This is a genomic window from Paenibacillus sepulcri, assembly GCF_042647105.1.
In the GTDB taxonomy this organism is placed as follows: Bacteria; Bacillota; Bacilli; order Paenibacillales; family Paenibacillaceae; genus Paenibacillus_Z; species Paenibacillus_Z sepulcri.
In genome coordinates this window covers 7,753,505-7,765,730 of sequence record NZ_JBHRUP010000001.1, presented here as the reverse complement: position 1 = coordinate 7,765,730, position 12,226 = coordinate 7,753,505, and the positions used below count along the sequence as shown (strand labels likewise).

11 protein-coding genes are annotated in these 12,226 nt (G+C 49.0%); 6 read left to right on the top strand and 5 right to left on the bottom strand.

Annotated elements, in window-relative coordinates; all coding sequences use genetic code 11:
* Positions 1-24: 24 nt before the first annotated feature.
* The gene (locus tag ACFOLF_RS33655) at positions 25-603 is read right to left on the bottom strand and encodes a TetR/AcrR family transcriptional regulator (RefSeq protein ID WP_210043847.1); all 579 of its coding nucleotides are present in this window, start codon (positions 601-603) and stop codon (positions 25-27) included.
* A 237-nt stretch (positions 604-840) separates the two neighbouring features.
* Here ACFOLF_RS33655 and ACFOLF_RS33650 point away from each other — a divergent pair, with 237 nt between their 5' ends.
* The 3 genes from ACFOLF_RS33650 (at position 841) to ACFOLF_RS33640 (ending at position 2,926) form a co-directional block, all read left to right on the top strand.
* Complete coding sequence (locus tag ACFOLF_RS33650; RefSeq protein WP_210043848.1) at positions 841-1,266, top strand: VOC family protein; 426 nt, start codon at positions 841-843, stop codon at positions 1,264-1,266.
* Positions 1,267-1,496: 230 nt separating this feature from the next.
* Entirely contained in the window at positions 1,497-2,087 is a 591-nt protein-coding gene (locus ACFOLF_RS33645) for a TetR/AcrR family transcriptional regulator (protein WP_210043849.1), read from the top strand.
* Positions 2,088-2,131: 44 nt separating this feature from the next.
* Positions 2,132-2,926: an SDR family NAD(P)-dependent oxidoreductase gene (locus tag ACFOLF_RS33640; RefSeq protein WP_210043850.1), complete on the top strand. Its 795-nt coding sequence runs from the start codon at positions 2,132-2,134 to the stop codon at positions 2,924-2,926.
* A gap of 130 nt (positions 2,927-3,056) precedes the next feature.
* Here the strand turns inward: ACFOLF_RS33640 and ACFOLF_RS33635 are convergent, their stop codons facing one another.
* The 4 genes from ACFOLF_RS33635 to ACFOLF_RS33620 form a co-directional block, all read right to left on the bottom strand.
* Complete coding sequence (locus ACFOLF_RS33635) at positions 3,057-4,040, bottom strand: phosphotransferase enzyme family protein (protein ID WP_210043851.1); 984 nt, start codon at positions 4,038-4,040, stop codon at positions 3,057-3,059.
* Between the two features lie 416 nt (positions 4,041-4,456).
* Positions 4,457-4,933: a heme-degrading domain-containing protein gene (locus ACFOLF_RS33630; RefSeq protein WP_210043852.1), complete on the bottom strand. Its 477-nt coding sequence runs from the start codon at positions 4,931-4,933 to the stop codon at positions 4,457-4,459.
* Positions 4,934-5,045: 112 nt separating this feature from the next.
* Positions 5,046-5,666, bottom strand: a complete 621-nt coding sequence (locus ACFOLF_RS33625; RefSeq protein ID WP_210043853.1) for a glycerol-3-phosphate acyltransferase — start codon at positions 5,664-5,666, stop codon at positions 5,046-5,048.
* A complete protein-coding gene (locus ACFOLF_RS33620; RefSeq protein WP_210043854.1) occupies positions 5,663-6,757 on the bottom strand; it encodes a glycosyltransferase in 1,095 nt (364 codons plus the stop codon). Before ACFOLF_RS33620 ends, ACFOLF_RS33625 begins: the two co-directional genes overlap by 4 nt.
* A gap of 261 nt (positions 6,758-7,018) precedes the next feature.
* On the opposite strand from ACFOLF_RS33620, the gene ACFOLF_RS33615 reads away from it, so the two are divergent.
* From ACFOLF_RS33615 to ACFOLF_RS33605, 3 genes are all read left to right on the top strand, one after another.
* Positions 7,019-9,346: a helix-turn-helix domain-containing protein gene (locus ACFOLF_RS33615; protein WP_210043855.1), complete on the top strand. Its 2,328-nt coding sequence runs from the start codon at positions 7,019-7,021 to the stop codon at positions 9,344-9,346.
* Positions 9,347-9,558: 212 nt separating this feature from the next.
* On the top strand, positions 9,559-11,202 hold the full coding sequence (locus ACFOLF_RS33610) for an ABC transporter substrate-binding protein (RefSeq protein ID WP_379112658.1): 1,644 nt from the start codon (positions 9,559-9,561) through the stop codon (positions 11,200-11,202).
* 68 nt (positions 11,203-11,270) lie between these two features.
* Positions 11,271-12,191 carry an ABC transporter permease gene (locus tag ACFOLF_RS33605; RefSeq protein ID WP_210043856.1) on the top strand — a complete coding sequence of 307 codons (921 nt, stop codon included), beginning with the start codon at positions 11,271-11,273 and terminating at the stop codon, positions 12,189-12,191.
* Positions 12,192-12,226 lie beyond the last annotated feature (35 nt).

Genomic DNA, 12,226 nt, shown 5'->3' with positions numbered 1-12,226 from the left:
ATCATCTTTTCCCAAGCTTTATGTTTACTCCACGTCCCGTGTATGTTCGAGAAGGATTCTTATTTCCCGCGCAATCTGCATAAGCGGCTCCGAGCTCCGGTTAATGCGGCATAATATGATCGCTCCGTCGATCGAGGCTGTAATAAACGTAGAGATTTGCGCAGCACGGGATGCGGAAAATCCATGTTCCAGCAGCATATCCTCATATGCAGATTTCCATGAATCATAAGTCCTTTTGCACGTTTCCCGTAATTTTTCGCTGATATGGGAGGTTTCCAACGCTACGGATGCAATGGACCCGGCAATCACACAATCGGAATCATCAAACTTTTTGGCCAGAAAAAGAAAGATGGCATAAACACCCTCAGTGAGTGAGTCGGCGTTATTGAGGATTCTTCGCGTTTGTTCGGCAACTCCCTGCCCAAGCTTATCGATGGCTTCGGATACAAGCTCTTCTTTGCCATTAGGAAAATGATGATACAGGGATCCCCTTGGAGCGCCGCCTTCCTTAATAATTTGATTCAGCCCTGTGCCGTGATAGCCGTGCATTTCAATCAAACGCGTTGTCGCTTCGATAAAACGTTCGCGTGCGGATTTATCCATGGATTCATTCTTCCTCCAATTATGAAGATCGGTCTACATTGAAAATATACGATCGGCTGCTGAATGTCAACACCGCGATAATTTTCTTTGGACTTGGGCATCATGTTCTTGCGAATATTTTATATTGATGACAAGCCCTGTCACTATTAACGGCTACAATGAAAATAGGTTCAGCCGAGCCAGCGAGCAGCGCAGGATTGAATAAATGAACCAATAATTTTAAGGAGCTGTTTAATCATGACAATGGCACTAATGCCTTATTTGATGATGGACGGAAATGCTGAGGAAGCCATTCAATATTATGCACAAACGTTGAATGCCAAAGTCCTGTTCAAGCAAACAGTTGGCGAAGGACCGGATAACCCTGATTCCCCGTATTCGGAGGACGAAAAGAAACGCATCGCCCATTCAGTCCTGAAGGTCGGAGAAACGGACTTTTATGTCGCTGACCTTCTGCCGGGCCTGTTGCCTGGGGGCGGGAATCAGATTACCATTTGTTTGACGACGGAAGACAAGGATCAGGCAAAACAGGTTTACGGTTCCCTGCAGCAGGAAGGTCATGTGATCATGCCGCTGCAGGAGATCTATTTTAGCCCTGCATATGGGATGGTAACGGACAAATTCGGCATCACCTTTCAGATTTTTACGAAGCGGCAGCAGTAATTTCTTACTTACGATTCACCGCTGTGTTTAATGTGCGGCGTATCGGGCGGATATACAAAGAGGCTCCCTCACGGACATTTCTTGTCCGGGGAGCCTCTTTGCTGTACCCGTGCAGGATCCAGACCGTAATAGCCTGCTTGCGTTCTCACTATAACAGTGTTATACTCCTCTCCAGCACTATAACGACGTTATACTGCATGTTCAATGATCGCTTAATTAGAGGAGGCGCTATGGATACAAGGCAAAAATTAATCCGGGTAAGCGCAGCATTACTGAAGGAGTCCGGACCGGAGCTGTCGATGAGAGCGGTTTGCGAGGCTGCCGGGGTTACAGCGCCTACCCTGTACCATCATTTCGGCGATAAGCAGGGCCTTATCGATGCGACAGTTGCTGACGCGTTCGACCGTTATTTGGCTGAGAAACTGAACAAAAACTCTACCGGCAATCTGGTCGAGGACCTGCGCAGAGGCTGGGATTTGCATGTCGACTTCGGCCGCAGCAACCCCGTCCTGTATAAGCTGATGTTCCCTTCAGCGAATAGAGAAAGTCTTCCCTCAGCGGCGGAGAAATCATTTGCGCTGCTGCACAGAGCAATGGAACGTCTCGAGCAAATGGGCCAGCTGCAGCCCTCGCTTCATGCAGATATTGCCGTTCGCGCGCTCTGGGCCAGCTTGTACGGGACGACAATACTGATTTGCAGCGACAAGCAGCAGCAGGACGCCGAGCTCCTGTCGGCACTTGTTCGCGATGCGGTGATTGACGCTCTTACATGTTTGCCGTTCTTGCGTGAGGGCAGCAGCCCGGATCACGAGAAATCATAAACATGTGGCCCGGCGCAAAAATACGAAACAAAAGGAGAATACACATGTCAACAGTTCATTCAAACGATATTCGTACCGCGAAACCTTTGCTGGCAGGCAAGAATGCGCTGGTAACCGGCGCAGGCCGGGGAATCGGAGCAGCCGCAGCCAGGTTGTTTGCTCAAGAAGGCGCGACTGTGACGCTTGTGGCAAGGACAGAGTCCCAGCTGCGGGAAGTCGTGGATGAGATTACGGCAGCAGGCGGGAACGCCGACTATGTCGTGGCCGATTTGGCGGATGCACAGAGCATTGAGCGGGCGATACAGACGACTGTAGAACGCCATGACCGCCTTGATATCGCCTTCAACAATGCCGGAATCTCAATCGGCCGGTCACTTATGGCCGATGTGAAGGAAGAGGATTTCGATCTTGTTACCGATACAAACTATAAGGGCATCTGGTTGTCCATGGTGGCCGAGATCAAAGCCATTCGCGCCACCTCCGGCAAAGGGGCTATCGTCAATAACAGCAGTGTCGGAAGCTTTGGAGGAAATCCCAGAATGGCAGCCTATGGAGCCGCTAAACGGGCGGTAAACAGTCTGACCGAGTCGGCTGCTATCGAGTATGGTCCGGAGGGAATCCGGATAAACGCTATTGCGCCAGGCACCACAATGACGGAAATGATCCGCCGATGGGCCTCCCAGGAGCCCGATGTCATCAATCGTCTTAACGACCTTACTCCGCTTCGCCGCGCAGCCGAACCGGATGAGATCGCGCAAGCTGCGGCTTGGCTGCTGAGCGATAACGCTTCCTATGTGACCGGCGTTGTGCTGCGGGTCGACGGCGGTATGAGAGCCTGATTTGAATATGCTTCCCCGGAATGAATGAAAATGCTTTTATTTCCGGATTAAAATGGGGCTGTCCAAAAAGCCATGTAAATGACTTTTTGAACAGCCCCTTGTTTAGAAATGCGACCGAAGCGTGCTTCCTTTACATCTTCAATCCAAATTGAATCGATTCATTATCCATCGACGCTGCCAGTCTCTCTCTCAACTGGATCAGCCATTCCGGCTCGTTCTCCCACTTCTCCGCAACGGATCTTAGAATGCGCGCATATCCATATAAGTTGGCAAAACGTCTGCAAGCCGGCATCAAGGACTCCATGTCCGGGGAGATATCGAATTTGGTGCGGTATCCGTCCATGAAGCATTTTTTCGCATGCTCAAAACCTTCAACCGGAGTATAGTCCCGCAGACTATCAAGCGCCTGCTCAATATCCATCGCATACCAATGGTACATCGCATCATCAAAATCGATGACATTGCAGGACTTCGTCGCTTCATCATAAAATACATTATCGTATTCAAAATCATAATGAATAAGCCCATAATTCCGATCTGTTACGGGAATAATAGCAAAATAATTCCGCAGCAGCCTTGTTTCCGCAAGAGCTGCTGTCTCGTGCGGGAAATCCGATAGAATTTCCTCAATCCAATCTAGCACATCAAGGTAGGACCATCTCTTATGCCCGTCAGGCACATATTGACTGGAGAGCTGGTGCAATTGTCCCAATGCCTGGCCATGGCTGATAATAATATCGTCTCTGAAATCGGTCCTGTTCAGCTGCACGCCAGCTACACGCTTGAATACGGAAGCATAAAACACACCCCATGGAGTGCTTGCCTCTACCAGCTCCTCTCCATTTCTGGAGGCAACCGCCTCCAGAACGCCATAGCTGTTGGCCTTCAGGTAAGCAATGAACGCAAGCTCAGCCCGAATATTGCCTTTATCCTTCTCCGTTTCTGGAGCAAATCTTAAGAGCCGGGTCTTGCCTTCCCATGAGAAAGGATAAATGGCATTTGAAGATATCCGGTAATACTTGAACATATCCGTAGATTCGCGGTCGAATTCCCAATTTTTCAACAGCATTTCCGCTGCATTCACATTATCGAAAAGATATTTCAACTTCAGCAATATACACAGCTCCTCATCATTTTACCAACAAAATCGTCTTTCCCGGGTTTTGCAATTTTTGCGCGCAAAAAAACCGCAAGGGCAAAGCCTGCGGTCTGTATCATCAGCAGCGCTATCCTTATACGAGAGCAGACTCAATCAGTTCTGCCCGCATTATTCAGTTAAGGTTCACCTTTATAATATCAGTCATCCTGTTAGCCCGGCGTTTCATGCCGCTCACTCCCTTCCATAAAAAACGAGTCTTTTCATCCTACCTCAGACTTCCGGTGGAAGCAATTACTAAATTTTCAAACGGAGCTCATCCTTCCCGCCGACGCGTTCGTCGATAGGCGTGCATCAATAGAACCTTTCTGGTATTTTTAAAAAAACCAGTCCTAACACGAATAACGTGTCAGACTGGTTTCGCATTTCAAGTTTTATTGCGCAGTCTCCAGGAGAAATTCCTTAATCACAGATGTAATCATCCCGTGGTCCTCGTCACCGGGCAGCCCCGATACCGAGATGGTGCCGACAATGCCTTCATCCTTCAGAATAAGCGGGAAAGCGCCGCCTTCAGCCTTATAAACATCCGGGTCGAGGCCCGAGGCTTCCACCGTTGATCCGGTCGATTTCAGAAACACATGCATATAATACGAGCTGTGGCCGAAATGGCGGACGACGTTGTTTTTCCATGACACCCAACTGTCATTATTCGAGGAGGTGCCGTCCAGCCTGCTGTAGAATAACAGCTCGCCGTCTTTTCGAATATCGACAATGAGGGATTTGTTTTCCCTTATCGCCTTTTCGATAATCCTGCTCCCAACCTTGTAGGCGGTATCATTCGTGAACGCGGAGAACACAAGCTCAGCTTCCTGCTGCAGTAAGGTTTGTAATAAAGTATCGTATTGTTCCAAAGGGGCACCTTCCGTTTCTGGTATATTGGTGTTTCCTGTTTGTCATTATACACGCAAAAGACCGTTTTAACGAGTGAAATCGGGAGCATTTCAGCCTTCCTTCCACTGCCTGCTAACGGGCTCCCGGTTCATTCCTTATCCTTCTGAAGAACGTGCTCAGCTCGCGTCTGTGCGTATAGACGAGCAGCAGGAAATTACCCAGCCAGCACCACATGACCGGAGCGGGAAAGTCCCTTATATATAAATAGGGGAAAGCCAGCAGCATGCCGGATACGACCTGGAAGCTGTCGGCCTCCGAGGATGTCGGCCTTCCTTTTCTAACTGTTTTGGCTATGATCAGCAGTACAGCCAGGATGATGGCATAGACCAGAGCGAATTCGAATTCGGTCAAGCCGCTCCAAACGCCAAAGGTGACCGCAATCGCCTTGCCTCCCCTGCCCTTAAGAAAGGGAGAGAACGCATGTCCCAGAATGGGAGCCGCGGCAATGGGAACAATTCGGAAGCCCTGCACAGCTGCACTCCCCATCAGGAGGGCAATGGGCAGATACCCTTTCAGGAAATCAAGCGCTACGCCCGCGGCTCCTAGCCGATAGCCCGAAGACTGCCACAGGTTCAGCGCTCCCGGATTTCCGTCGCCTATTTCTTTCAGGTTCTTGCGGGCTGCAAGCCCCAGCCAGTAGGAGAACATCAGAGATCCCGATATAAAAGCGACGGCCGTCCACCATAGGGTCATTCATCCATTCTCCTTCCCACCTTGATGTGTCTGCCTTTCCAGGCGACCTTGCCGTGGAAGACAACCCTGTAAACCGAATAAAGCATGACGAATAGAAAGAAAAAACCGGATACGGCATGAAGCACCGGCATTACTTTGCCGAAGCGGCCGACATGTCTGACGAAGTAAAAGATTTGCAGCATGTACAGCAAGTAACCGATCAGCATCGGAAGCCCCCATGATGTGTGCCACATGAACAAGGCTGCCTCCGAAACGATCAGCCCCGCAACCCAAACGGCGGTCAACGTGATCGTTCCAGCCTTCAGGGCGGATGTGCTTAGAGCGGCTCCCTTCGCAAAGCCCTCGATTTCATGCCGAATGCCCCCCGGATACATCCGGAATGAAACCAGGCCGGACCCGATAAAATTGACGACGGGAATTCCTGCCTGTGCATACCGGGCTCCCAGATTCAAATCGTCCAGCAGCTCGGACTTCACGCTCTGATGGCCTCCAATCTTCTCATAATCCTCCCTTGCGGTCAGGATGCAGGAGCCGTACAGACCTTTCCTCGGGTTTGTATTCTCAAATGGCGACATAAAAGCAAAGACGCCCAAAATATTTGTAATCATCGCCAGCTTCTCATAAAATTTAACGGTATAGTGGTAAGGGACTACGGAAATAACGCCGCCTGCCCGCTCCCTTGCATGTAATAAGAATTCCAGCGCTTTCGGCTCCAGCCGGATATCCGCGTCGAGGAACGCGATCAGATCGCCTGATGCTTGCTGATAACCGTTCCAGACAGCCCAGTTCTTGCCTGTCCATCCCTCCGGCAGCTCGGAGTTCCGTATGACCTTTACCCCATAGCTTTCGGCTATTGCTCTCGTGCGGTCATGCGAGAAATCATCCACGACGATAATCTCGTACGGCAGGCAGGTCTGACTTCGAAGTGAATCAAGAAGATGCGGCAAATTCGCTGCTTCATTCCGCGCCGGAATGATGACGGAAAGCCTTCCGCGCGCAGATAACTCCCCCCGTCCGCCTGGAATCGTGTTACTCCGGAACAGCCAGAAGCCCGACAAGAGTCCGATTACAACTAAGATTATTATCCCCATTTACGCGGCTTCCTCCATTTGAACAACATATAGTTTAGTATATGTCTATAGGCCCAAAACCAAAACCAAAAAAGAAAGCCCCGCTGCAAACAAGGTGAATTCAACCAATCGATATAGAGGCGATGTGTGGGTGTTGCCGATTCTGTACAAAAGATTGTACCACTCTCGATTGTCAATCACTATTAAATTGTTTATATTAAGAAGGCATAAAACGGGAGTGAGCAGAGAATGTGGAAACGGTTTCTCAGGAGAAGAAGAAGCGTGATTCTTACGTGGATGTTCTCCTATTTGGCCATATTAACAGTGCCTATTTTGATTAGTATATTCGTTTATTACGAATCCCAGGAAACATTGAAGAGTGAAATCCATCGGGCGAATAATGTTTTATTGAAGGAAGTAAGGGAAGTTATCGATAACCAGGTCCAAAACGCAGAGCGCCTGACAACAGAGCTTACCTGGAATGTCCGCATCCGGGGATTTATGTATTCAAATTTATACAAAACACCGGAAGGTCTGGATTCGGACCTCTATGACCTGCACCAAACCGCCAAAGAAATATCGATTTACCAGTCGCTCTATCCTTCAATCAGAGATTATTATGTCTACTGGAAGGAGAACGATCTCGTATTCCAGCCCGGCGTTTACCGCACCAGCCAGCTGGCTTATGAGACCATTCACGGGAATGAGAAGATATCCTACGAGATATGGCTGAATCTGCTGCAGGAGAAGAATACAGGACGTTTCGTCAAAATGGAGAATAAAGATCCTTCCGCCAGCACGCTTGCTTACATTCATTCCTTCCCCAGCGACAGATTGGGAAGCTCGCCGGGGGCGGCGGTTGTACTGCTTGACACCTCGCAGCTGATGCAGACAATCCGGAATGTCCAGGATTTCAGCAGCGGACAAGTATTGGTTCTGAATCAGAATAAGCAGGTTCTTGTTTCTACGGAGCAAAACAGCAATCCCTTATACTTATCGGATCTGGCTCTCACAGGCGATTCCGGTTCTTACTTCAGTGATTACGAAGGAAACCGATCCGAATTCATGTATATCAAATCCCGAAATTCAGAGCTGGTCTATGTTACGGTGGTGCCAGGCTTCCTGTTCTGGAAGAAGGCCGATTATTTGCGGAATATTACCTATATCGGCATGCTTGTCAGTGTGATCGGCGGGCTGCTTCTCACGATTGTTTTCCTGTTCAGGAATTACAGTCCCATCCAGCGGCTGCTGAGGATGCTGAAAATCCAGGAGAAAATGTCTCCGCTGCTTGCCGGGAATGAGTTCCTGCATATACAGCATGCCATATCGAACACCTTGAACGAAAAAGGCAGGATTGAAATCAGGATGACCCAGCAATCCTATATGCTGCGCGCGAATGTTTTGGCCCGCATGTTCAAGAACAAGCTGGATAATCAGCTTCCCCTCGATGAATCACTTGCCGCGTTCGATATTCACTTTCAATCGGACCATTTTGCCGTGATCCTCTTCTATATGGATTATGAGAAATTTATTGAGCATCTGGATGGAATTCCAAGCTTGAACAAGCCGAAGCTGATGCAATTTATCGTGACCAACATCGTGGAAGAGCTGGCGGGAGAGAAGCATCAGGGATTTGTTTGCGAAATTGATGACAGTATGGCTTGTCTGATTAATTTCACTCCGGGCGACTCCGAGCGTCTGCAGGAGGACATTCGCATGCTGGCTGAACAAGCGCGGCAGTTCCTGAGAGATAATTTCAACATCCATACCATCGCTTCGATAAGCGGGATCGCCCATTCCATTGAAGGAATCTCTCAGGCTTACAGGGAGGCCGTCGACACCATGGAATATATGATTGTAGTCGGCAATCGGGAGCTCGTCATTTATGACGAGCTCCACCGGGAAGAGCAGGAGCAGATCCAACTGAGCTATTATTATCCGATACAGGTGGAACAGCAGCTCATTAATCACCTCAAGGCAGGAGACGCAGAGAAAGCCCTGTACATCATTCAGGATATCATTTCCAAAAACATGGAGCAGTCCAAGATATCGGTTTATTTGATTAAATGCCTGATGTTTAACTTGATCAGCACACTGATCAAGACGATCGGAGAAATCGGCGATGTGGAAGAAAACGGCTTCCTGAATAGCACAAGCCGAATCACGGCGTTGATGAACTGCGAATCGATTAAGGACATGGAGGTCCAATTGTCGATCGTCGTCCATGATGTTTGTGCATATATGCTGTCCAAGCGGGAGCAGCAGCAGAAATCCTCCCGCAATCAGGCTCTTGAGCAGCGCAGCTCCGATATCGTGGCTTTTATCGCGGACAATTACAAGAATGCCAATTTGAATATCTCCATGATTGGCGAACACTTCGGGATGACCCCGACCTATCTGTCAAAGCTGTTCAAGGATCAGACAGGAAAAGGCCTGCTGGACACGATCAATCATGTGAGAATGGACCATGCCAAGTCTCTGCTTCGGGATCAACAACATACCATCAAGCATGTGTCCTCGCAGGCGGGATTCCATGATATCAACACCTTCATTCGTACTTTCAAGAAGTTCGAGGGCGTCACTCCTGGACAGTATCAAAAGAATTTATAGCATGGCTCAGAGGCTTTTTAGCCTCTTTTTTGTTCCTTTTTACCGGTATTTGATATTTTGCAGATGGAATTCGGGATATTAGGGATGTCAAATGCTATATTGACGATCCCATTCTATCTGTTGACGATTCCCGGCAGCGGGTTAGAGCGGGATAATAAGTCGTGAGGCGCCTCGAACACATCAGAAAATAAATCGGGAGGTTACAAGCAATTATGAGTTCAATACGTTCACACAGAATCAAACTCGTTTCAATGGCTTCTATCGCCATCATGCTCTTCATTATAATGACGGGCTGCTCCGTCAATAAGGAAAACGCAAATTCTTCGAACGGCAGCAGTCCGGACACGGCCTCTCCTGACCAGACAGAAACGGCGGACCAGGGGGGAATCGCGGCCTATCCTCTAAAAACAGACAAAACGCTGACTTACTGGGCCGAATACGGCTCCACAAAGGCGACCATCGACGAGGTTCCATTCTTCCAGGAGTGGCAGAAGCGCACAGGTGTGCCGCTCAAATTCATCAGCCCCCCTGCAGGCCAATCCAAGGATGCGCTTAATATTCTGCTCGCATCCGGCGATCTGCCGGACATGATTGAATACGACTGGTTTAATTTCCCCGGCGGACCGGAAAAGGCGATTGCGGAGGGCTATATCCTCAAATTGAATGATATTATCGATCAATATGCGCCGAATCTGAAGAAATATCTCCAGGATCATCCCGATATTGACAAAATGGTAAAAACCGATAGCGGGAGCTACTATACCTTCCCGTTCCTGCGCGGCGACCCATTGCTGCAGGTCTATCAAGGACCCATTATCCGTGAGGATTGGCTCAACGAGCTTGGTCTGCAGGTACCGGTAACGATGGACGACTGGTATAACGTGCTAAAAGCCTTCAAGGAGAAGAAAGGCGCAGCCGCCCCGCTCTCATTTGATTACAATTTCCTTGATAATGGCGCATTCGTAGGCGCATTCGGCACAACCCAGGGCTGGTTCCAGGAGAACGGCGTCGTGAAGTTCGGCCCGATGCAGCCCGGATACAAGGAATTTCTGAGCACCTTCCACAAATGGTATGCTGAGGGACTGCTTGACAAGAATATTGCCAATGTGGATGGAAAGGCATTGGACGCCAACATCACGACGGGAGCTTCCGGCGCCACCATTCACAACTCGGGAAGCGGCATCGGCAAATGGACGCCGCTATTGGAAGAGAAGGACCCCAAAGCCAAGCTGATAGCCGCTCCCTATCCGGTTATCCATAAAGGCGATGTACCGATGTTCGGGCAAAAAGACCCCCAATATACAACCGGGACGAATGTCGCGATTACCTCCAAAACAGAAAACGCAGAGCTCGCAGCCCGTTTGCTGGACTGGGGCTACGGTGATGAAGGACATATGTATTTCAACTTCGGCCAGGAAGGCGTCAGCTATGAAATGAAGGACGGCAACCCCATTTACACGGACCTGCTGTTGAAAAATCCGGACAAACTGTCTCCCTCGCAGGCCATGTCCCTGTATATACGCGCCAATTACGGCGGTCCTTTCGTGCAGGATTTACGGTATAACCTGCAGTATCTGAGTCTTCCCCAGCAGCAATCCGCTCTTGAAACCTGGGCTAAAACAGATGTGGACAAATACAAGCTTCCGCTCGTTACGCCAACGCCGGAGGAAGCCTCCGAGCTTGCGCAAATTATGAATGACGTTGATACGCTTGTGGATGAGATGGCATTGAAAATAATTTTGGGCAATGAACCGGTTGATGCTTACGACGGCTATATGGATAAACTGAAAACGCTCAAAATTGATCGGGCCATGGAAATCCAGCAGGCCGCTCTTGATCGCTACAATAAGCGCTAAACTGCAAATGATTACGGAGGGGCGGGTGGATTTGATGCCTCCCCCTCCTCCATTATGGAAGGAGATTTATGAATAAATCTACATTCAGCGGAAGATTTGTCAGGGATTTTCTCGTCAACCGATACCTGTATGTGATGATGCTGCCGGTTATTGCCTATTATGCCGTGTTTCATTATGCTCCCATGTACGGCGTACTGATCGCCTTCAAGGATTATTCGCCAATGAAAGGCATTATGGGCAGCGAATGGGTAGGCTTGGCACATTTCAAAGCCTTTTTCGACAGCTATTATTTCCTGCGCGTATTGAAGAATACTATTGTTATCAGCCTATATTCGCTTATCTTTGAATTTCCCGCTCCAATACTATTGGCCTTGATGATTAACGAGATTCGCAGCAAGGCCTATAAGAAAATAGTTCAATCGGTTACTTATATGCCTTATTTTATTTCCATGATCGTGATCGCCGGATTGATCCGCGATTTTACAGACAGCAGAGGAGTTATCAACACCATCTATATGTTTTTTGGCGGAGACGGAACTGCGATGCTGCAGCATCCCGATTTGTTCCGCCCGATTTATATCCTGTCGGAGATCTGGCAGAAGGTTGGATGGGAGTCGATTATTTATCTTGCCGCTCTGATGGGCATTGACCAGGAGCAGTACGAAGCTGCGCGGATTGACGGGGCTGGACGATTGAAGCAAATCTGGTATGTAACCCTTCCGGGCATTTTACCGACGATTGTGATTCTGTTCATCCTGCGGATGGGGAATTTGCTTAATGTGGGATTCGAGAAAATCATTTTGCTCTATAATCCGGTTATTTATGAAAATGCCGATGTGATCTCCTCTTTCGTTTACCGCAAAGGGCTGCTCGAATTTAGCTGGAGCTACAGCACCGCAGTCGGCGTTTTCAATTCCATCATCAATCTGATGCTCCTCGTGATGGCCAACTGGATCAGCCGGAGAGTCAGCAATAACAGCCTGTGGTAGCGTATTCAATTATAAGCTTTGGCTGCATGTTAAGG